The 21,507-nt window shown below is 45.5% G+C and carries 22 protein-coding genes; 14 read left to right on the top strand and 8 right to left on the bottom strand.

Going from position 1 to position 21,507, the window contains the following annotated elements:
- The first annotated feature begins 327 nt into the window (after positions 1 to 327).
- Positions 328 to 1,530, top strand: coding sequence for an EAL domain-containing response regulator (locus QUA62_RS05625; RefSeq protein WP_333402901.1), 1,203 nt, complete (start codon positions 328 to 330; stop codon positions 1,528 to 1,530).
- A 53-nt stretch (positions 1,531 to 1,583) separates the two neighbouring features.
- On the top strand, positions 1,584 to 2,429 hold the full coding sequence (locus QUA62_RS05620; RefSeq protein ID WP_333280699.1) for a prohibitin family protein: 846 nt from the start codon (positions 1,584 to 1,586) through the stop codon (positions 2,427 to 2,429).
- A 124-nt stretch (positions 2,430 to 2,553) separates the two neighbouring features.
- On the opposite strand, the gene QUA62_RS05615 is transcribed toward QUA62_RS05620, so the two are convergent.
- Entirely contained in the window at positions 2,554 to 3,483 is a 930-nt protein-coding gene (locus QUA62_RS05615) for a LysR family transcriptional regulator (RefSeq protein WP_333402897.1), read from the bottom strand.
- Positions 3,484 to 3,525: 42 nt separating this feature from the next.
- Between QUA62_RS05615 and QUA62_RS05610 the strand changes: the two genes are divergently transcribed.
- The 10 genes from QUA62_RS05610 to QUA62_RS05565 all read left to right on the top strand — a co-directional run bounded on the left by QUA62_RS05610 (position 3,526) and on the right by QUA62_RS05565 (position 11,262).
- Entirely contained in the window at positions 3,526 to 3,753 is a 228-nt protein-coding gene (locus QUA62_RS05610) for a hypothetical protein (protein ID WP_333402895.1), read from the top strand.
- A 121-nt stretch (positions 3,754 to 3,874) separates the two neighbouring features.
- Complete coding sequence (locus QUA62_RS05605; protein ID WP_333280691.1) at positions 3,875 to 5,377, top strand: APC family permease; 1,503 nt, start codon at positions 3,875 to 3,877, stop codon at positions 5,375 to 5,377.
- Between the two features lie 212 nt (positions 5,378 to 5,589).
- On the top strand, positions 5,590 to 6,294 hold the full coding sequence (locus tag QUA62_RS05600; RefSeq protein WP_333402893.1) for a cadmium resistance transporter: 705 nt from the start codon (positions 5,590 to 5,592) through the stop codon (positions 6,292 to 6,294).
- Between the two features lie 20 nt (positions 6,295 to 6,314).
- Positions 6,315 to 6,977, top strand: a complete 663-nt coding sequence (locus QUA62_RS05595) for a cadmium resistance transporter (RefSeq protein ID WP_333402892.1) — start codon at positions 6,315 to 6,317, stop codon at positions 6,975 to 6,977.
- Between the two features lie 540 nt (positions 6,978 to 7,517).
- Positions 7,518 to 8,183: a hypothetical protein gene (locus QUA62_RS05590; protein ID WP_333402890.1), complete on the top strand. Its 666-nt coding sequence runs from the start codon at positions 7,518 to 7,520 to the stop codon at positions 8,181 to 8,183.
- Positions 8,184 to 8,346: 163 nt separating this feature from the next.
- Positions 8,347 to 8,769: a DUF202 domain-containing protein gene (locus QUA62_RS05585; protein ID WP_333402888.1), complete on the top strand. Its 423-nt coding sequence runs from the start codon at positions 8,347 to 8,349 to the stop codon at positions 8,767 to 8,769.
- A gap of 39 nt (positions 8,770 to 8,808) precedes the next feature.
- A complete protein-coding gene (locus QUA62_RS05580) occupies positions 8,809 to 9,231 on the top strand; it encodes a DUF202 domain-containing protein (RefSeq protein ID WP_333402886.1) in 423 nt (140 codons plus the stop codon).
- A gap of 19 nt (positions 9,232 to 9,250) precedes the next feature.
- Positions 9,251 to 9,487: a hypothetical protein gene (locus tag QUA62_RS05575; RefSeq protein ID WP_333280676.1), complete on the top strand. Its 237-nt coding sequence runs from the start codon at positions 9,251 to 9,253 to the stop codon at positions 9,485 to 9,487.
- Between the two features lie 172 nt (positions 9,488 to 9,659).
- The gene (locus tag QUA62_RS05570) at positions 9,660 to 10,163 is read left to right on the top strand and encodes a hypothetical protein (RefSeq protein WP_333402884.1); all 504 of its coding nucleotides are present in this window, start codon (positions 9,660 to 9,662) and stop codon (positions 10,161 to 10,163) included.
- Positions 10,164 to 10,467: 304 nt separating this feature from the next.
- Entirely contained in the window at positions 10,468 to 11,262 is a 795-nt protein-coding gene (locus QUA62_RS05565) for a sulfite exporter TauE/SafE family protein (RefSeq protein ID WP_333402882.1), read from the top strand.
- Positions 11,263 to 11,335: 73 nt separating this feature from the next.
- On the opposite strand, the gene cysK is transcribed toward QUA62_RS05565, so the two are convergent.
- Together cysK and QUA62_RS05555 are read right to left on the bottom strand one after the other, a co-directional pair.
- On the bottom strand, positions 11,336 to 12,316 hold the full coding sequence (cysK, locus tag QUA62_RS05560; protein ID WP_333402880.1) for a cysteine synthase A: 981 nt from the start codon (positions 12,314 to 12,316) through the stop codon (positions 11,336 to 11,338).
- 18 nt (positions 12,317 to 12,334) lie between these two features.
- Positions 12,335 to 12,772, bottom strand: coding sequence for an Rrf2 family transcriptional regulator (locus QUA62_RS05555; RefSeq protein ID WP_333402878.1), 438 nt, complete (start codon positions 12,770 to 12,772; stop codon positions 12,335 to 12,337).
- Positions 12,773 to 12,882: 110 nt separating this feature from the next.
- Here QUA62_RS05555 and QUA62_RS05550 point away from each other — a divergent pair, with 110 nt between their 5' ends.
- Complete coding sequence (locus QUA62_RS05550) at positions 12,883 to 13,116, top strand: hypothetical protein (RefSeq protein WP_333216985.1); 234 nt, start codon at positions 12,883 to 12,885, stop codon at positions 13,114 to 13,116.
- A 471-nt stretch (positions 13,117 to 13,587) separates the two neighbouring features.
- On the opposite strand, the gene QUA62_RS05545 is transcribed toward QUA62_RS05550, so the two are convergent.
- From QUA62_RS05545 to QUA62_RS05530, 4 genes are all read right to left on the bottom strand, one after another.
- Positions 13,588 to 14,172 (bottom strand): Crp/Fnr family transcriptional regulator, encoded by a 585-nt coding sequence (locus QUA62_RS05545; RefSeq protein WP_333402876.1) that lies wholly within the window; start codon positions 14,170 to 14,172, stop codon positions 13,588 to 13,590.
- A gap of 87 nt (positions 14,173 to 14,259) precedes the next feature.
- Complete coding sequence (gene cysE, locus QUA62_RS05540; RefSeq protein ID WP_445301643.1) at positions 14,260 to 14,991, bottom strand: serine O-acetyltransferase; 732 nt, start codon at positions 14,989 to 14,991, stop codon at positions 14,260 to 14,262.
- A gap of 157 nt (positions 14,992 to 15,148) precedes the next feature.
- Positions 15,149 to 17,092, bottom strand: coding sequence for an ATP-binding protein (locus tag QUA62_RS05535; RefSeq protein ID WP_333402872.1), 1,944 nt, complete (start codon positions 17,090 to 17,092; stop codon positions 15,149 to 15,151).
- A 216-nt stretch (positions 17,093 to 17,308) separates the two neighbouring features.
- A complete protein-coding gene (locus tag QUA62_RS05530) occupies positions 17,309 to 18,340 on the bottom strand; it encodes a sulfate/molybdate ABC transporter ATP-binding protein (protein WP_333402870.1) in 1,032 nt (343 codons plus the stop codon).
- A gap of 517 nt (positions 18,341 to 18,857) precedes the next feature.
- Between QUA62_RS05530 and gltD the strand changes: the two genes are divergently transcribed.
- Positions 18,858 to 20,342 (top strand): glutamate synthase small subunit, encoded by a 1,485-nt coding sequence (gene gltD, locus QUA62_RS05525; protein WP_333402868.1) that lies wholly within the window; start codon positions 18,858 to 18,860, stop codon positions 20,340 to 20,342.
- A gap of 294 nt (positions 20,343 to 20,636) precedes the next feature.
- Here the strand turns inward: gltD and QUA62_RS05520 are convergent, their stop codons facing one another.
- The gene (locus QUA62_RS05520; protein WP_445301642.1) at positions 20,637 to 21,014 is read right to left on the bottom strand and encodes a transposase; all 378 of its coding nucleotides are present in this window, start codon (positions 21,012 to 21,014) and stop codon (positions 20,637 to 20,639) included.
- Between the last annotated feature and the right edge of the window lie 493 nt (positions 21,015 to 21,507).

Here is a 21,507-nt window from a genome sequence, read left to right as displayed (position 1 = left end):
AACTGGTATAAATAGGCTGAGATTGTTTGCAGACAATCGTTCAGGCGGCACAATTAGTTTAGCAGTTATTTAAGGCGCTGCTAACTGTCCATCGCCTAGAATTAATTTAGAGATTATTAATTAACCTCGTAATAATACGGACGGCACCGAGTAAGCAGAGAAACATTAATCTAGTTGTGCTTGAAAAATTAGCGTTTTTCAGGTGTTTGCTATTTGTGTCGGAAAATATTCCGCTGTTGGGCCGATCGAGCTGTGCGTTCTCAGTTATTGGGACGCTTATGGCGTTCAGTAACGCCTATCAATTATACCGCTTTCAGGGAATGACGTATGAAAAAAATTCTAGTGATTGAGGACGAGCAACTAATTCGCGAGAATATTCTCAAACTCCTCAAAGCTGAAGGTTTCGACGTGACGGGTGCAGAAAATGGAGCACAAGGTTTATATGCGGCGGTGTCAAATGTTCCCGACGTGATTATTTGCGATGTGATGATGCCAGAACTTGACGGGTATGGGGTGCTGGTGGCCTTGCGATCTAATCCTGTTACTGCTACAGTACCTTTTGTTTTTCTCACCGGTAAAGCCGATCGCTCTGAAATGCGGCAAGGTATGGAATTGGGAGCAGATGATTACCTGACTAAACCTTTTAGTAAAGCTGAACTTGTGGGCGCGATATCGAGCCGCTTGAAAAAACAAGAAGCTGTCGCCGAACAGTACAATACTTTGCGAGGGCAAGGCAGCGAATTTATCCAAAATACTGCCGACAAATTAGAGCAGATAAAAACCAGTTTGTGCAACGCACTGGAACGAGAAGAATTCCAAGTTTACTATCAGCCGCAAGTCAATGTCCAGACAGGTAAAATTATAAGTGCAGAAGCTTTAGTGCGCTGGGTGCATCCAGAAAAAGGGCTGATTTCGCCTGCAGAATTTATTCCGGCGGCCGAAGAAACTGGCTTCATTGTACCGTTAGGCGAGTGGGTGTTGCAGACAGCTTGCAGACAAATGCAAGTTTGGCAAAATGCTGGTTTTCCGCTCCGAATAGCGGTAAATCTGTCGGCGCGCCAATTTCGCCAACCGGAGCTCAGCAGCAGAGTTGCCCAAATTTTAGCAGAAACTGGTTTGGAAGCGAACAGTTTGGAATTAGAGCTGACAGAAAGTTTGATGGTGGAGGATGCCGAAAGTGCGATCGCGACTTTGCAACACTTGAAAAATTTGGGAGTTTGTATATCTCTTGACGATTTCGGAACTGGTTATTCTTCTTTAAGCTATCTGACGCAATACCCATTCGATACTTTAAAAATAGACCGCTGTTTTATCAGCAAGATCACCGACGGTTGCACCAATGCAGCGATTGTAAAAGCTATTATTGAAATGGCCCACAGTCTCTGTCTTGAGGTAATTGCCGAAGGAGTTGAGACGGAAGCAGAAAAAGATTTTCTCTGGCGCTATAAGTGCGATATGATGCAAGGATATTTGTTCAGTCCTCCTTTGACAGCAGCGGATTTTGAACAGTTGTTGCTCGAAGGCAAATAGAATATCGGTTAAGTCAATATTTGTCCTCTAATTAAGTTAGTTTGGGGTGGAATATGGTTTTAGAATCCAGCAGTAATGTTGACTCACTCAAATCAAGCACTAAAAAAAATAAGGAGTTTTACATAGCTGTTCAACTAGCTCTAGTGATAGTTTTTTTAGCTATATTGTCCAAATTTTTTATCATAGTTAACGCTGGAGAACGGGGCGTGCTGATGCAGTTTGGTAAAGTGCAAGAACAGGTACTAGGAGAAGGAATTCACGTAATATTCCCAACAGTTTATACTGTAAAAAAGTTGAGCGTCAGGGTGCAAAAACAGGAAAGTTCCGCTGAAGCTTCCTCAAAAGATTTGCAAGATGTTTTCACGGATGTAGCGCTCAACTGGCACATTATCCCAGAAAAAGCCAATGCTATTTTTCAACAAATAGGTGACGAAAAAGAAGTAGTCGCTCGCATTATCGAGCCGGCAGTTCAAGAAGTATTAAAAGCAGTTATGGCAAAATACACGGCTGAAGAAATTATTACTAAACGCGGAGAAGTTAAAGCCGCAGTTGATGATTATTTGACCTTGAGGCTGGTTACATATTACATTGCCGTTGACGATATCTCTTTAGTACACGTTCACTTTTCTGAGCGATTTAGCGAGGCGGTGGAGGCGAAACAAATTGCCGAACAGGAGGCAAAAAGAGGGGAGTTTTTAGCGCTGAAGGCAGTAAAACAGGCCGAGGCTAAGGTGAATTTAGCTAAGGGAGAAGCCGAAGTGCAAAGGTTGCTGCGGGACAATTTGACTCCAGAACTTTTGGAAAGGCAGGCTATAGAAAAATGGGATGGGAAATTGCCACTGATTGTTGGTGATGGGGGTAAAAATTTATTGGACTTGAGGAAATTGGTTGAGAGATAATTATAATCCGGGACGCACGGGGGGCCAGAAACCGGGTGTTTTTACGACACAATACACGGCGTTTAGCTTCTTATGTCGGTAAAAAACCCGGTTTCTTGAGTATTGGTGCGTAAGCCCTGAATTATTAAGTAGCAGCACCTTGACTTAATATCTCTTCAAAAGCTTTAGTAATTCTAGTTTGAAAACGCTGTCGGTGCTTCAGTTTTAAAACAGGTTTAATTATTTCAAGACCTACTTTAGAACTTAGTTGGCTATCTATAATTTTAATCGATCGCAGTGTAGATAGCTGCAATTCTTTTTTTACCATCAATTCAGGAATAGCCGCTGCACCTGTGCCGCTTTCCACGACCGCTTTGACCATTTCACTGCTGTTCAAAACTAAAGTTACATTCAATTCATGGGGATTAATGCCCCAACTTTGCAAAGCTTGTTCCAACATTTGCTGAACTCCTGAACCAGCTTCTCGCATCACCCAATCCGTTTTCGCAATTTCCGTTAAACTCACCTCTGCACGTTCAAACCAAGGGTGAGATTTGCCAACTACAATCAGCAAGCGTTCGCTGCCTATAACTTCTTCCTCCAGAGTGTTCTTAAGTGAAGCTTTAATATCTCCCGTCACTAAACCCAAATCAAATGTTCCCGTCGCCGTACCCGCACAAATTTCTTCGGCATTTGCCAAAGTACAATTCACGGAAATACCGGGGTATTGCTGTTTGAACTTGCTAATTTTATCAGGCAACCAATAATTGCCAATGGTCAGACTGCAACCCAATTTTAAATCGCCTCGCTGTAAGTCGTTCAACTCCCGCAAACCTCTCTCAGTCAAAGCAACTTGGTCGAGAATTTTCTGCGTTTCAATTTGCAGCAACTTCCCGGCTTCAGTGATTTCGATGTGGCGGCCAATGCGGTGAAATAGTTTTACTCCATATTGCGCCTCTAAGCTTTGGATTGCCGCACTAACAGCGGGTTGAGTGATGTAAAGTTCCTCCGCCGCGCGGCTGAAGTGCAGGTGTTCCGCGACAGCTAGAAAAACTCGCAGTTGGTCAAGTGTCATTCCGGCCATGCTGAGTACCTTTTTACTAAATACAGTTATTTTTTGAGATTAAAATCTCTGGCGGCTCAGCTTCGACCTGAACTTCTCGATCGACTCTATTGTACAGGTTGGAATTACCAAGAAAGTACGGTTGCCAGCCGCTATTTCAATTTTCCTTTTAAGGTCAAGGGTTTGAGCTGGTGGCGACAGATACGTCTGGTATTCCAACAGTTATTTGGCGGCGGCACTGCATCACTTGCATTTATTAATTCGATAAAAAACAACATTTGATTTTACCTCAGAAGGGGATTAGAGTTATATTCAAGCTTCTAACGCAGGGCCCAATGCTGAAGCAGCACCGACAAGTTTGAGCCGATCGCCAAAAGTCGATCGACAAAAAGAGAGAAGATAAATGACCAAGAAAACGCCAAAAAATCAGAGTGCACACGGCTTAAAGCCGGACTGCCTCTCGTTCGGGGAGGTTTTAGCTCAATCCTTTGCCGTCATTGCACCTACAACGATACCAGCATCTAATATAGGGTTAATTGTCGCTCTTTCGGGTAACGGGGCATGGCTGAGCTTTCTCATCGGCTTGATAGGCCTAGTATTTGTCAGCATCAATATCAACCAATTCGCCAGCAGATCGGCTTCTGCAGGTTCTCTTTATTCTTATATTGTTAAAGGACTAGGCCCGACTGCCGGCGTAATTTGCGGCTGGAGTTTGGTACTCGCTTATTTATTTACTGCGATGGCCGTTTTGTGTGGTTTTGCCAACTTTACGGGTACTTTCATCGGTCATTTAGGCATCCATCCCTCACCGATTACGCTGTTAGCGATCGGGGCCGGCGTTGCTTGGTATGCAGGTTATAAAGATATCCAACTCTCAGCTATGGCGATGCTGTGGCTGGAGGGAGCATCAGTGGCGGCGATCGCACTTTTAGGAATGATTATCTGGGCGCACAAAGGTTTTGCCCTGGATATGTCGCAATTAACTTTGGAAGGCGTAACTCCGGGGAACATAGCGACGGGACTTGTCTTAGTAATGTTTGGTTTCTCTGGTTTTGAAAGCGCTACATCTCTGGGCGACGAAGCGAAAAAACCCTTAAAAAATATCCCCAGGGCTGTCATTGGCAGCGCTGTCATGGCAGGCTTATTCTTCATTTTGATGACCTATATTGAGGTTTTGGGTTTTAGCGGTACTGGAGTTTCTATTACTAATACTGAAGAACCTCTGAGTTTTCTGGCGCAACAAGTGGGCATGGGTTGGCTGGGAGAGTTAGTGGCTTTCGGCGCTTTATTTAGCTTTTTTGCTTGCGTGCTCGGCAGCATCAATCCAGCGGCGAGAGTGTTTTTTATGATGGCGCGCCACGGTTTGTTTCACTCTTCATTAGGTGTAGCGCATTCGTCTAATAAAACTCCCCACGTTGCAGTAACAATGTGTACATTTATGACATTTTTGGTGCCTGCAGTGATGTCTATGTTTAACATCAAACTGTTCGATTGTATGGGTTATTTGGGGGCAATTTGCAGCTACGGATTCTTAACGGTATACATCTTGATTTCGGTCGCGGCTCCGGTTTACCTGCACAAAATTGGTAAATTGCGCCTGCGGGATGTGGTGTTCTCGGTTGTGGCGATCGCATTTATGATGATTCCGATTGCGGGCAGTGTGGGCATTCCAGGCAGCAATATGTTCCCAGTTCCCGAAGCTCCTTACGATGTGTTTCCTTACTTGTTCTTGATGTATTTGGTTGCTAGTTGCGGATGGTTTGTCTGGCAGCGGCGGCGCTATCCTGGACTTGTGGGTTCGATGGAGCAGGGTATTGACGCAATTCATGCTAAATTCGACGAAGAAAATGCAATTTACGGCGGTGTTCGATTCAAAGCAGTCCCGTTTGACAGCGATCGTTTTTGATTAGCAGTTACCAGTTCGCCGTCGGAACGAAGAGTTTTTAGCAACGGGGTTTTTACTGAGCTCTTGCAGCATTGTCAATAAGCATTTCAAAGGCGTTGCTCTGATCGACAGCCCACAATAAAATTTAATTTTTGTGGAACGGGCATCTTGCCAGTTCCGAAGATACGAACCCAGCAAGTACAACGAAATAAAAAATCGGAGGAGACACAGAAATGAACGAATTACTAACAGCAATTTCTACGGGAATGACAGCTTTTACGGCTACGAATCTAGACGATATTCTGATTCTGCTGCTGTTTTTCTCGCAGGTAAATGCAGTATTTCGGCACAGGCATATCGTCTTCGGTCAGTATCTGGGTTTTACTGCACTGGTGTTTGTTAGCCTTCCCAGCTTTTTTGGCCGCTTAATCTTTCCCCCAGATTGGATCGGAATGCTGGGTTTGCTGCCAATTGCGATCGGGCTTAGCCGCTTGCTGAATCCAGAAACTGACGATTCGGAAGCTGAGGCAGAATTAGAGCAATCTGAGAAATCTTTTTTTAGCAGTTTTCTGTCTCCTCAAACTTACAGCGTAGCAGCGGTGACGGTGGCAAATGGGGGCGACAATATCGGGATATATGTGCCGCTTTTTGCTAGCAATACTTTAGAAAGTTTGGCGGTGGTTCTCACTGTATTCTTCGGGATGGTGGGCGTTTGGTGCTACGCTGCTTATCGGTTAATTCAGATGCGGGCGATCGCAGATACTTTGACTCGCTACGGCAATCAATTAGTACCTTTTGTTTTAATCGGATTGGGAATGGCGATTCTGGTTAAAAGCGGCACTCTGGCAAGCCCAACTTTAAGTATAATATCTTTAGTCGGTTGTGCTTTCTGTTTGATAACTATGAGCAGAGGTAACGCCAGGGAAACTGAAGTCTAGAAAAATTGCAGGGACAGCACATGAATTGGATTGCAGCAGCGATTATTGCCGGGATTACGTCTTTTGCCGCAACCAATATCGACGATATGGTACTTTCGATGCTGTTCTTCGCCCAGGTAAATGATACTTTCCGCCCCCGGCATATCTTTGTCGGTAAGTACCTGGGATTTGCAGCACTCATCGCTGCTAGTTTGCCCGGTTTTTTTGGCGGTTTAATTGTGCCGAAAGCTTGGATTGGCTTGCTGGGTTTGGTTCCGATCGCGATCGGCATCAGTCACTTGGTCAAGAGAGAAAATGAGGAAAATGACGTACAAGCGGTATCCGGCGAATTTAACCGTCAATCTAATTCATCTGCTTTGTCAAAATTAGCAAATCTTTTTAATCCCCAAACTTTGAATGTGGCTGCGGTAACAGTGGCAAACGGGGGAGACAACATCGGCATTTATTTGCCGCTGTTTGCTAGCAGCGATTTGCCGAGCTTGGTGGTGATTTTGGCGGTTTTCTTCGTGATGGTAGGTGTTTGGTCTTATGCCGCTTACCTGTTAACTCGCCAAAGGGCGATCGCCCATATTTTGACTCGCTATACCAAGGCTGTTGTCCCTTTTGTCTTGATTGGCTTGGGAATATTCATTCTGATTGAAAGCGGTACTTATCGCCTGCTCCCGGCATTTCAATCTAACTAAGAATTAGCCCCGGTTTCGCTACTTACATCCCTCTATAGGTAGAGAGTTTTTCCTAACTTCATAAGTTCTAACTTATCATTTTTACCTTACCAATTGTTTTCTTAAAAGCGTGTCTAAATTACTTGCCATATATCACTAAATATGCTAAGTTAATAATGAACTAATTGACCGAGCTAAAAGCAGCTTCAAACTAATTTAGCCTCGAATTTTTACGAAAGTTCAAGCCATATTGTGAGCTAGCCAGTTGCCAGACTTAGGCAAGAATATACCTGTCATTTCACTAAATCCTGTAGTGGTGAATCCAACTCAGCTAAAAACTTGAGGAGGAATCCTTAAAATATCGCCAGAACACTTCGCCACTACCCCACGCCGCTCGACTTTGACAATAGGTCTAATCCTAAAAAACCAGAATTTTCGATTCTGCTAAATTTGGTTTCTGTGGCCAATCAGTTAAAGAGAGTTCGTTTTTGCCTAAGTCCTAAGATAGCAAGCAAACAGAAAGTTGGAAAAAACCTGACAACCTAGAAAAGGACAAAAATTGTGAAAATCTTCAAATTTCTTTTAGTGCTCTTGGTAATGGTCGCCAATTTAGTATTCGTTCCCCCCTCCTGGGCCGACGCTCCAAAAACGCCGAGATATGCGAGCAATCCCGACTACATAGAGGTGAGTGAAGCTCTGAACACTCTCAAGGCAGCGAAAGACTCACCCGATACCGCCCAGAATTATACCCCTGAGGAACTCAGGAAAAAAATCGCTCAATTGGAGTTTCAAAAATACACTTTAGAAACGGGAAAACCTTGGGGTCAGTGCCGCAACGAAACTGGAAAAACCCTGGCTGTCTACGGCCCGAAACGCAAAAAAGCAGCGGAGTCTTCTTACGAGAATGCCCTTTATTTTCTAGCTGACGGTCAAACAACTGAACATAAATGGGATTGCGATGGCATTTATCTGCCCAGCGATGTCAATGCAACCGATTTAAGGTCAGCAGATCAACCTTCACAACAATTGACTGGCGGTCTAGCTGTTAAGATAGTTGACGGAACTCAAGTTGTAGCGAGAGCTAATCCCGATACGGCGGCTGTAGAATTCAACGTTCCTACTGCTAAAATTTTCCAGCCTGGGGATGCGAATTGGTTTGTTCCTGATGTGACTCAGGCTTACATAGATTCGCAACTTCCCAACGCACCTACTGAGGAAAATGATTAGTTTTGGTGAAGTTGTAATGCGATCGCCTGTGTAAAGCCCGTTGCAACGCAACATCCCGCCGGGGATCGATCCCCCGGCGGATAATCCGTCCCAGCGAAAATATATCGGTTTCCCTTCTTAATTTGGCGCTAAAATTAAGGCGTTAAAATTAAAAGGTTTATCTATGCTATTAAATTGGAAATCCACGAAAGTAGATACAGAAAAGACTAAGCGACCAAATCCGTCGCGGGTGCGGGATCACTTGGCAAACGAGCGCACTTATTTAGCATGGATGCGGACAGCAATATCGCTGATGGGTTTTGGCGTAGTTATCGTGCGCCTTCGCGCCTTTCATCCCCCTCTGCTGCCAACTCCCGGCAATGGTTGGAAGTTAGGTTTGCTTTTTTCAATAGTGGGTTTGCTGACGGTGCTATTATCAACTAAGCACTACTTCGGCGTCCGCGAGGATATCGATTACGATACTTATGAACCTACCGATCGCTGGGTAATTCTTTTCAGCCTCGCGATCGCCATCCTAGGGGCTGGGGTAATTTATTATATGTTCACCGTTCCTTCTAGCTTAGAAGGTTTGATGGCACCAGAATAAGGGCGCCGGTTTTATATTAATCTTAAAGAGTTCGATCGCGTGCAATTATCGTTCCAACCGATGCAAGTAGATGATGAGAAACCACAGCAGCAAAATCTGTCGCGGGCGATCGATCGATCGGCAAATGAGCGAACCTTCTTAGCATGGATGCGGGCTGCGGTCGCCCTCATGGGTTTTGGCGTCATCATCGTCCGACTTCGCGTCGTGCAAATGCCCGTACAGTACCGCCAGGGGATGGGGTGGAAGTTGGGTTTAATCTTCTCTCTAATAGGTTTGGCGACAGTCTTAATCTCAACTGTGCACTACTTCACCGTTCGCCGCCAAATTGACGAGGATACCTACGAACCGTCAGATTGGTTGATATTCGTCTTCAGTTCGGCTGTCGCCTTATTGGGGATGGGAGTAATTTATTTTATTTTTGCAGCCGCCGTCAGCCCAAGTAGTTCTGTCATACCCGATTGATTGTCAACAGGAGTTAACCATGAACAGCGATACAGTTGCCACGATCGCTTCCATTATCATCTTAGGTGCTGCTATCTGGGCAGCATTCGTAGTGCTGGAGACTGTCGCGAAAATAGTCCCTAAATTGCTGGGCGTGACAGTCGCGATCGGGCTTTTGCTCGTTTACCTGCAATTTTACTGGGGCATCGACACAGCATATCTTTGGCAAACTGTCAAGCATTTGCCTGAAACTTTCAATTTCTCGATCGGCGCCTAAAGTAACACTAGCCGGCATTCTCAACAACCTCTCCCGGATAGATATTTTTGTACTGGAAACAAAGTATATTTAGCCGAACACCCACAAAATACGGTAACTAGATTGACTTACTAGACATAACCGATTTGGGCTGTTAAACTACGGTTAGTCGATCGAGTAATGAGTTATTAACGTGGAAAACGCTAAAAAAGTCAGTGAAGAGTACCAGCTTGCAGGACAACTGACCCAACAGTTGCCACAAGCTAAGGGCTTTAAGGAAGTCGGGTTTAAAAAGCTCAGAGGCGGGTTGCTTCTGGCAATTGGATATTTGCTATCACCCCTGTGTTGGTGGAACGACATATTTTTCAATCTGCCAATTGCCTATGCCTTTGGGTATATCTGTAGCTTACTTTCTCCAGATTTACTGTTTCCTTGCACAATTGTCGGCTACTGGCTTTCCAATATTGCGGGAATTCTGTTGATGCAGCTAGGAACTTTAGATGTTTTTACAGACAAACCCAAGGAAAAAAACTTCAAGAAAGAGTTATTGACGGGTTTAGTATCATCAACCGCCTTCACTCTTGTCATTGTGGCATTGATTCATTTTAATGTTCTCGATACTCCCGATTTCTTTGCCGGCAAGCAGTCGGTCAACCTCAGCTCTACTTTACCTATGACGATCGTCACTTCAAGGTAGAAGACAAAATACAAACCCCATAAATCAATCCAGGGTTTTTGATCGGTTACACAGGTACATTTAAGAAAATCAGGGAGCTTTTACACTACAATTTCTGTAGTCTTGTTTATTTGCAGTTACTTACTTTTACCAAGAATATTGTTGCTGAGAACGCGGCAACTCTAAAGCCTTGAAGAGACAAAATTTTGGTAAAAAGTATTGAAATGCAAGTGAGATTTAGCCTGTGTAGCTGTGTTACAGGAGCCGCCCCAGTTATCTATTTGTGGGTTGGCAGCGCTTAAATACACAGTTTTTGGGCATAACCGTGAACTACTTATTACTATCCTTTCTCAGCTTTTTTGTGGGCATTATCGTTGGTTTGACCGGAGTTGGCGGAGCCTCGCTCATCACCCCAATGTTAATTTTTGTCTTCCAGGTTCCGGCATCAATTGCTATTAGTTCGGATGTCGTAGCTGCTACACTGATGAAAGTTGTTGGCGGCTTCAAACACTGGCAGCAAAAGACTCTAGACTTGCAAGTAGTTAAGTGGCTGGCTTTGGGCAGCGTCCCCGGTTCGCTGACTGGCGTGTGGATTTTACACTGCATCAAATCCAGCAGAAGTCAGGACTTAGACAGCATATTGCTGCGCGTTCTCGGAGTAGGGATCGCACTAATTGTCGCTTTATCGCTGAGCCAATTAGTGGTCAAAACATTTTTCCCTAGTTTTAAATTACCTTCGCCCCCTAAATGGGACTTAAATACTAATTATGGTCGTTTTTGTACTGTGGGTGCAGCAGCAATTTTAGGCTGCATAGTGGGAATCACTAGCGTGTCTTCCGGTGCGATGTTTGCACTGTTGCTGATTGCTTTTTTCCGCCTGGATACTTCTAAATTGGTGGGTACAGATATTTCGCAGGCGGCAATTTTGTTGATGTTTACATCTCTGGGACACCTCAGCCTCGGAACAGTAGACTGGAGTTTAGTTTTGCCAATTTGGTTGGGTTCGGTGCCGGGAGTTTTGGTAGGTGCTAAATTCTGCCAAATTATGCCTCAACGCCCGCTAAAGTTTGTTATTTACGGAATGTTGGCGATGGCGAGTTGGAAGTTGTATCAAGTCTGAAAATTAGGGGTAGTGCCAAGAAGACCTACCCCTAATTTGCAAGGGCAACCACGGGGATTGCCCCTACTACGTATTAATAATTGCTGACTAATGCTTCGAGTTCGCGGACTGAAGGCAATTCTAAATCTTTGAACAAGACTGTACTGAGGTAGCGTTCGCCATAAGAAGGCTGCACAAAAACTATCAATTTTCCAGCATTTTCCGGACGCTTGCCGACTTGAATTGCGGCATACAAAGCGGCGCCTGCAGAAATTCCTGACAACAATCCTTCTTCTCTGGCTAGTCGGCGACTGTAGGCGATCGCATCTTCGTCGCTAACTGCGATCACCTCATCAATTAACTCGGGTTTCAACACTTCCGGGATGAATCCTGCACCAATCCCTTGAATTTTGTGAGCACCAGATTTACCTCCAGAAAGCACGGGGCTGGTGGCTGGTTCAACTGCGATCGTCCTAAAACTCGGTTTCCGCTGTTTAATTACCTCACCAACTCCAGTAATCGTACCGCCGGTGCCAACTCCCGCAACTAAAAAATCTACTTTACCCTCTGTATCTTCCCAAATTTCCTCGGCCGTGGTTTCCCGGTGAATTTTCGGATTAGCGGGGTTGCGAAACTGTTGCAGCATGAAAGCGTCGGGGGTTTCTTCTACAATTTCTTCCGCACGGGCGATCGCGCTTAACATCCCTTCATGTCCGGGCGTCAATTCCAACTGAGCTCCGTAAGCTTTCAGCATCGATCGGCGTTCCGTACTCATCGTATCCGGCATAGTTAAAATCAGACGGTAGCCTTTCGCCGCCGCGATCATTGCCAAAGCAATTCCAGTATTGCCTGAAGTCGGTTCAACTAAAATAGTTTTCCCGGGTTGAATTAACCCCGCCTCTTCTGCAGCCTGAATCATGCTGGCTGCAATCCGATCTTTCACCGAAGCAGCCGGATTCATCCCTTCCAATTTGGCCACAATTTGAGCAACTACTCCTTCGGCTTGGGGAATTTTATTGAGCTGAACTAAAGGAGTTCTGCCAATTATTCCTGTAACATCCTTAGCAATTCTCATGGCTTAATTTCTCTCCATTTAAATGTAGTACATGGGATGTGCTTGTTTGCGAATATCCCGCTGTTCGCACAAATCTTGTAATGTGTATTTGGCCAAAACCGCCAAAGATGCCTGTTGAGCTTCCTGCCAGATTTCTAGCACCGCAGTTTTTTCTATTGTTGCAGATTCCGAAACTTTTTGGGTCTGGCCGCTGCCGGATCCTTCGAGAGTCGAAAACACCTCTAGCAAAGTAATCTGCCAAGGCTCTTTCGCTAGCAAATAACCGCCTTTAGCGCCCCGCAGACTCTGGACAATACTTGCACGCCGCAGCACGGCAAGAATTTGGTCTAAATAGCGTTCCGGTATCTCTTGAGAAGCAGTAATTTCGTTTACTGTTAGGGGCGAATCCTTCGGATGGTGGCTCGCCAGTTCCAAGAGCGCTAACAGGGCGTATTCTACTCTAGAAGATAGTTCCACATTCCCCACTGGCGATCGAGTTTAAATTGTACATTATATAATAGTACACAATTCCGGTAGGCGTACAGGGGTTAGTATATTTTTATTACAAAAACGGTTGGAGGAATCCCGTGAGCAACGTAAATGTAGGTTTAAGCTGTCGGCACTGTCGGTTTTACGAGCAGCACGGGCACAGGGGCGGAAACTGCCTGATGCTCGGCGTGGGGGTACAGGGTGGGTGGAAAGCTTGCTCCTTCTTGGTTCCACCCTTTGCACCGTCTTGGGAATACCCAGAAGCGGGTAGAGCCCGAAAGTCTCAAATGTTGCAGGAAGCGAGTATTTTAGAGGCAATACCACCCCCTTAAAGTAACTGCTAAGTAGGTAGGCGGATATATGCTGTGTCATCGTTAAGTTTATTCATACTGATATCTTGCACCATTGTCAGCAACAGGCAAGATGCCTGTTCCACAAGAAAATTTATCTTTTGTGGAACAGGCATCTTGCCTGTTCATAAAAGGCTAATTGAGAATGGTGCAACATATGAGTTCAGACTCACCTACTTAAGGGCAGTTAACAGGTGCGAGATATCGCATCTGTTGGCAGTGAGAAGAAAGAAATCAACACAAAGAAAAAAGCAAGTGCGATCGTCGCCCTTGCTTTTGAACTTATTGACGAGTCGATGAGAAAATTTAATTAACGCACATTCGATACAAATTATTTGTTGTCTATAAAAGTGTGAATTTGCTCGAATATAGCATTGTCACCGAAAAAAATATTTCGACTGCATTCCTATCACCTACATCGGCGCTAGTAAACAATTAACAGTTAATAACCTTTTATATTTCGTAGTGCCAAACCTCGGAAGGTTGTAGAATAATCCGGTGGAGCGGCAGACGATCGATCAAGCCTTGCTGCTCAAAATGACCCAGGGTGCGAGTGACAGTTACGCGACTTGTACCGATAATTTCTGCAATGTCCTGGTGCGTTAAAATCATATCGATTAGATGTCCTCGCTCTACCTCAGAACCAAACCTCTTAGCCAACCAAGTTAATAGTTGATAGAGCATAAAATCAACTCTTTTGTAACCTCGCATTACCATAAAGTCTTCAGCCTGCTGAATGTGATTGAGCAAAATATCTCTATTTAGCCAGCGCTCGCCCAATAGTAAAATTGCTTCGACTTTAGTGAGGCATTCAATTTGAAAAGGATCGCATTTTGATATCGGTTTGCCGATCGTATCGCCAGGCCCCCACAATCCCAAGGTGATAATCGTGCCATCTTCAAGCCACGTTACCGTTCGCACTACTCCAGTTTCAATGCGCCACAGAGCATTGCTTCTGTTGGGCAAGTGCGAACGACGAGAAAATATATGTCTGCTCGTTTCATCAAAAGTTTTAGTGGAAAGAGAAGCAATAGTCATAGCCAGTTACTGAAAGAATAAAAGTTAGTTTGTCCAATGACAGCAGGATAGTGTGGCTGGCAAAAATCTATATAAGTTAAAGCTTTACTAGATTCCTGCACCGTCTAAAAACTGTGTAATGAATAAATCCGAAGACAGGAATAATTCATGTTTTTCGACCTCTGCTTGCTCTGATTGAGTTGTTTTGAGCGGAGATAATTGAGATTTTAAAAAATCCACCTGCTCTTCTAAATCCTTAATTCTATCGAACAAAGCTCGAATAGCTTGAGCTTCCAAATCCGGTAAGCCTTGAGAATTTTGAGCATCTTCCACCTGCTTTTTCCGAGAGATAATGCGGCCGGGAATTCCCACAACAGTGCAATCGCTAGGGACATCTCGCAGCACTACCGAACCCGCACCAATCCGAGCATTATTGCCAATTTGAATATTGCCTAAAACTTTAGCACCCGCTCCCACAACTACATTTTCTCCCAGCGTCGGATGCCGTTTTCCTATTTCTTTACCCGTGCCGCCAATTGTGGCTCCTTGATAAATTACAGCATAATCTCCAACGATCGCAGTTTCGCCAATTACCACCCCCATGCCGTGGTCGATAAACACGCCCCTACCAATTTTCGCGCCTGGGTGGATCTCAATACCTGTTAAAAAGCGGCTTAGTTGGGAAATCAAGCGCGGTACAAACGGCAGGCCAGCGAAATAAAGCCAGTGTGCTATCCGGTGCAAAAAAAGTGCTTGCAGTCCGGGATAGCAAAATAATACTTCCAGCCAGTTGCGCGCCGCAGGGTCGCGTTCGTAAATAATTTGCAAGTCACTGAACATATTTACTCTCGCCGTGTTTGGGTTATACAGTATCGGCAGTGCCCACCGTTTAAGCTGCATAAAGCAGTATTGGTTTTGGCATTCTTACATATAATACTATATTCCGACCGAATTACAGTAGTTAATAGGAAAAAATTTTTTCCTTCTCCAGCCCCTTCTAAGCTGCCTCGGATATTTTCCGCGAAACAAACGGTACAGCTTGTCTGACTTCTTGCCGCAGCGGAATCTCGATCGAGAATTCCGTCCCCAATCCCGGTGTCGAATCGCAGCGCAGCGCACCCTTGTGCTTTTCTACGACAATTTTATAGCTGATGGACAGTCCCAATCCTGTCCCTTTTCCGACCGGTTTCGTCGTAAAGAAGGGGTCGAACAGCCGTTTTTTGACATTTTCTGCCATACCGGGGCCGTTGTCAGATATCCGCACAATTATTTTGTCAGGGATTGAATATTCTGTGGTTATGGCGATCGCGATCGGATTGGCTTTCGCTGTTTTGGGCCCGCGATCGAGGTTGTAACTCTCAAGGGCGTCGATCGCATTAGCCAGAATATTCATAAACACCTGATTTAATTGTCCGGCATAGCACTCTACTAAAGGTAAATTGCTGTAGTTTTTAACAATCTCGATCGCCGGGCGATCGGCTGTAGCTTTCAGGCGGCTTTGCAGAATTAGCAGAGTGCTGTCAATACCTTCATGGATGTTGACTGGTTTCATTTCGCTTTCATCTAAGCGAGAGAAATTCCGCAAAGATTTGACTATTTGAACAATGCGATCGGCTCCTATTTTCATCGAGGACAGCAGTTGCGGCAAATCTTTTCTGAGAAAGTCAAAGTCAATATTTTCTAAATACTCGGATATTTCGGACGGAGGGTATGAATAGTGTTTTTGGTAAAGTTGTACCAACTCCAACAAATCGCTAGTATATGCGCTGGCGTGGTGGATATTGCCGTAAATAAAACTAATAGGATTATTAACTTCGTGGGCGACACCAGCCACTAATAAACCCAAACTAGACATTTTTTCCTGCTGAATCAGTTGACTTTGAGTTTGCTGCAACTCTTGCAAAGTTTGTTCTAGACGTTGAGATTTAGCCGTGCGTTCTGCTGCTATTTTTTCAATGAGAGCGGTATAATTCCACAAGCTCATTAGATAAAGTGTCGCCGCCAAAGTTAAGATTGTCCCAAAAATTAAAACAGTCAAAGAACGCCAAAATCTTAGAGGATTAATGTACTCTGGCGTTAGCCGCAGTTGCAGCAACCACCTGCGATTTTCAATATTGAGAATGCGGGTGCAACTGCTGCCATCCGGGCAGTAAGCTCTTTCCCCAATTTGAAGTTGGTTTTTAATGTTTTCGTCGGTGACTATCCTTTTAGTCTTTGCTTCGTAAAAAGCGAGAAATCTTTCTGCTTCAGGAGCCATAGCATCTTGAAGATACACATTAACAAAGTTGAGTTGAGTTTCCTGTAAAGCTGACTTGACAATAGCATCAACAAGCAAAATTCCCAAAGCAAAACCTTTCAAATTTTCTGGATTTCTAGCAGGTAGGTTTTGCTGCCATTCTGCGGTGTCGCCAGCAGAAATTTGACTAAAAATTGGCAGAAATACGAAGACGCTTGGTTGATTTTGTGAAGACCATTTTTGGCGGTCAGTCGCGATAATTTCTTGTCTTTTGGCGGCTTTTTCTAACGCTAGCCGATGGGCAGTCAAATCTAAATTTAAATCTATTTCATCAGTCAGGAATTGCGGAGAGTCAGAAACACGGGGCAGCCAAGCGATCGCCTTCAGGCTCGGATGGCGGTACAGGGCAGAACCAACAAATGTCTTGATTTCTGGTTTTTTAACGCCGTCAAATACGCTGTAAAATGCTCCAGCAGCACGAATTATTTCTAAATTGCTGCTAACATCTTTCTGAATGTCTGTAGCTATTTTGTCCAGCCGGTCTTGCAGTTCGGCTTGCATGGATTTGTATTCCCAATTGTACGCAACTGAAGAGGCGATCGCAGACAGTCCCAATCCTGCACAAAGTGTTAATCCTGCCTGGAGGTAACGGCGATAACTAAGTAAAGTGCTAGTTGCTAAATTCTTGAATTTGTTAGCAGTCATATTCTTCACCTATCTTTTTTTTAGTTCTTCCAGCCTCTGCCTGGGTTTTCTCGTTTTTCTCGTTCTCAGGCTCTGCCTGGGAATGAATTTCAGGAGGATCTGCCTGCGATTTAGAGCCACGAGACAGCATTACCAGGCACAAGCCTGGTAACGATGTGGGAGCAGTGTTTTGTAGAAGCGCCCGGATAGTATTTTGAGTAAGATGCAGTCGCTGATTTAAATTGAATAAGCAGGAAAAGTCATCGCGTGTTTGGGCTTGACGTAAACTTGCTGATCTCGCGTTAACTGTAGAGAATCGAAGCGCTCGCGACTCACGTAAGCTGTTACTACCTGCTGCGATTCTAACAGTAACTCGGTTTGTATTTCCCGCCCTAAATGAATGATGCGACTGACTGTTGCTAATGAAAAACCAGACTCCGGCTTAGTTTTAATTTCCACGTCGTGGGGGCGCAAAAACACTACGTCCGAATGAGCGGCTCCATTATTGCGAGCCGTTGTGCCGTTGCTGGCGAACAAACCCGCAGCATTTGAGAGCACATTGACCGGCCCAATAAAACTCATCACAAAAGCTGACGCCGGTTTGTCGTAAATTTCAGCAGGAGTGCCAACTTGTTCGACTCTACCTTTGTTCATCACCACAATTTCATCGGCTACTTCCATAGCTTCTTCTTGGTCGTGAGTCACAAAAACTGTGGTGATGTTAACTTCTTTGTGAAGGTTGTGCAGCCACGATCGCAGTTCTTTGCGGACTTTAGCATCTAATGCTCCAAAAGGTTCGTCTAGCAGCAGCACTTTTGGTTGAACTGCTAGAGCTCTGGCCAAAGCAACCCGCTGCCGCTGGCCCCCCGAAAGTTGCGAAGGATAGCGATCGCCCAAACCTGTCAACTGCACTAACTCCAAAAGTTCATCCACCCGCCTGCTAATAGAGCCTTTAGGAACTTTGCGAATTTCCATCGCAAAGGCAATATTTTTCCGAATACTCATGTGTTTGAATAAAGCGTAGTGCTGAAACACAAAACCGATATGCCGTTCCTGCACCGACTGATGAGTAGCATTTTCACCGGTCAGGTAAATCTGACCGCTGTCCGGCGGTTCTAGCCCCGCGATCATCCTCAGCAGAGTCGATTTCCCGGAACCAGAAGGCCCCAACAGCGCGACTAAAGAGCCCCTTTTAATTTCCAAATTCACGTTGTCAATTGCGTGGAAGGAGCCGAAGTGTTTCGATACGTTCTGAACTGTAATACTCATGAGTTTATTTACCTATTTTTGGAGTTAAGCAAGGAAACTCCGCTTATCTGACAGATTTACAGTAGTATATCCTGAAAATAATATTTTGCAAGGTCTGTAACTTTTTGTATAGGATCTCGATGCCCTCCTGATGGAGACTGCGTTTCAAAGTTGAGGCTGGCGGGCCGTCCGAGTTAAGCCGCGAGCGTTTCGAGATGTGGCTGTAGCGGTAAATGCGATCGTCCCAGAGTAAGCAATGCTGAAATTACGCAGAAACCGGGTTTGATGGACGAAGATACTGCATCAAAACCTTTAAAACCTTTAAGCCGCGTAAAAAACCCGGTTTCTTTGCTGTCGCTCTATTTTTTACGGCTGGCGACAATTCCCCGACTCCCGGCGATATTGAAGATTTCAGGTAGGAATTGCTCAATCTGAGCTGCGATCGCACACAATTTAGATCACAATAGTTAATTCAGAAGCCCGCCAGCTTCACCTTTGAGAAACTGACAGAATAGTAAATTCTAACCAGAACACCACTATGGGAAAACCAACAGGCTTTATCGAATTCTTGCGCGAATTGCCCTCTGAACTCTCACCAGTCGAGAGAGTCCACAACTGGGACGAATTTCACCTACCGATGGAGGAGGATAAACTCCGCACCCAAGGCTCGCGCTGCATGGATTGCGGCATTCCGTTTTGCCACACGGGCACAATTATTAGCGGCATGGCAAGCGGCTGCCCGATTAACAACCTCATCCCCGAATGGAACGACCTCGTATATCGCGGGCTTTGGAAAGAAGCCCTAGACAGACTCCATAAAACCAACAACTTCCCCGAATTCACCGGCCGCGTCTGTCCCGCACCCTGCGAAGGCGCTTGTGTGCTCGGCATCAACAACCCGCCGGTGACGATTAAAAACATCGAAGCCGCAATTATCGATAAAGGCTGGGATGAAGGCTGGGTTACGGCGGAACCACCGGCAAAACGCACCGGCAAAAAAATCGCCGTCATCGGTTCCGGGCCCGCCGGTTTGTCCGCCGCCGCGCAACTCAACAAAGCCGGTCATTGGGTAACAGTATACGAAAGAGCCGATCGACCAGGCGGCCTGCTAATGTATGGCATCCCCAACATGAAGCTAGACAAAGAACAAGTTGTGATGCGCCGCCTCAAAGTCCTCGAAGACGAAGGCGTGACATTCGTCTGCAACACCGAAGTCGGCAAAGACTTACCAGCCGAACAACTGCTAAAAGAATACGACTCCGTTGTGCTCTGTACCGGCGCCACCAAACCCCGCGACTTGGGCATCCCCGGCCGGGAATTAAAAGGCATCCACTTCGCAATGGACTTTCTGACTGCGAACACCAAAGCAGTTTTAGACAAGAGCACAAACGATAACTTCATCTCCGCCGAAGGCAAAGATATCGTGATCATCGGCGGCGGCGACACCGGCACCGACTGCGTGGGCACCTCCATCCGCCACGGCTGCAAAAGCCTGGTACAGCTAGAAATCCTGCCCAAACCGCCCTCGGAACGCGCCGCCAACAATCCCTGGCCGGAATGGCCGAAAGTCTACCGCCTCGACTACGGCCAAGAAGAAGCCGCCGCCAAATTTGGCGACGACCCGCGCGGCTATCTCACCACAGCGACAAAGTTCGAGGGCGACGAAAACGGCAATGTCAAAGCCGTGCACACCGTTGAGGTGGAGTGGGCGAAAAACGAGAAAGGGCAGTTTATTCCGAATCACATCCCGGGCACGGAAAAAGTGTTGCCGGCACAGCTTGTGTTGCTAGCGATGGGCTTCCTCGGCCCGGAACAGCCCTTGCTGGATGCGCTGGGATTGGAACGCGACGCGCGCAGCAATGTGAAAGCCGAGCACGAAAAATATACAACCAGCATTCCGGGAGTTTTCGCGGCTGGTGACTGTCGCCGGGGACAAAGTTTGGTGGTTTGGGCGATTAACGAAGGGCGCGGCGTGGCCCGCGAGTGCGACCTTTATTTGATGGGGAGCACTGATTTGCCTTAGTCGCCCAAGCGGGGGCGGCTTTATTAGATGGTTGGTTTCTAACATAAATGGTTGGTAAAATCCGCCCCTACGATCGGCTGTAGGGGCGGGTTTTATAGATAATATTTGATGCTGACAAACAATCTATATAAACCCGCCCCCACCCAACCAATAACCCAGATTAACCTGATGTTCGATCGCATAAAAAAAATGTAGATTCGGATTTACCGTTGGGCGGGGCGGGTTTATTATATTGTTTTTTTTTAGGCATAGAGGGTTGGTGAAACCCGCCCCTACAAATCCATCGACATAATATTACAGAACGATCGACTGTATATAAGATTTACCCTTACATTCGATAGCCAATGGACTAGATTCATTAATTTTGACTGAATTATGAGGATACAATTCATCTTTTCCCCACAACAAAGGATTATTAATGATATATTCGCGAATGGCAAATAATGATTCTTCATTGCGGATGATATGTTCGTAATAACCGCGCTGCCATACCGATACGCCTGTCAAATATCGCATTTGGTTAATTCGCCGTGCCGAAGATGTTTTTAAACCCCGCACAATTTCCGACAAAGGATGAATTTTTGCTTTTGTCAGCCCCAATTTATCGGATTCTGTATAATTTGTTTCTGGGCTGCCTTTCAAAAAAATAATTCCGTGCACGTGATTTGGCATCACAATAAAATTGTCTAAGGCTACGTTTTGGTAACGTTTGGGAAGAAGGCTCCAATTGAATAAAACAGTTTTACCATAGGGACTCAATTGCATTTTATCATTAATAACTTCGCCGAATAAACATTCGCGCTGCCAACTGCAAATAGTGATAAAATACGCACCGGGAGTTGGGCGGGGGCGGGTTTATTATATTGTTAGTTTCCGGCATAGATGGTTGGTGAAACCCGCCCCTACGATGGGCCTGTAGGGGCGGGTTTTACCAACAATATTTGAGGCTCACACACCATCTATATAAACCCGCCCCCACCCAACCCATAACCCAATTTAACCTGATTTTCGCTCGCATTCAAAAAAGCTAGATTCGGATTTGTCGTTGGGTGGAGGCGGGTTTATTATATTGTTGGTTTCCGACATAGATGGTTGGTGAAACCCGCCCCTACGATGGGCCGGTAGGGGCGGGTTTTACCAAGAATATTTGAGGCTGATAAACAAT

The sequence above is a fragment of the Microcoleus sp. MON1_C1 genome (assembly GCF_036701945.1).
Classification (GTDB): Bacteria; Cyanobacteriota; Cyanobacteriia; order Cyanobacteriales; family Microcoleaceae; genus Microcoleus.
The sequence above is the reverse complement of the archived record's forward strand: the minus strand, read 5'-3'. Positions and strand labels throughout refer to the sequence as shown.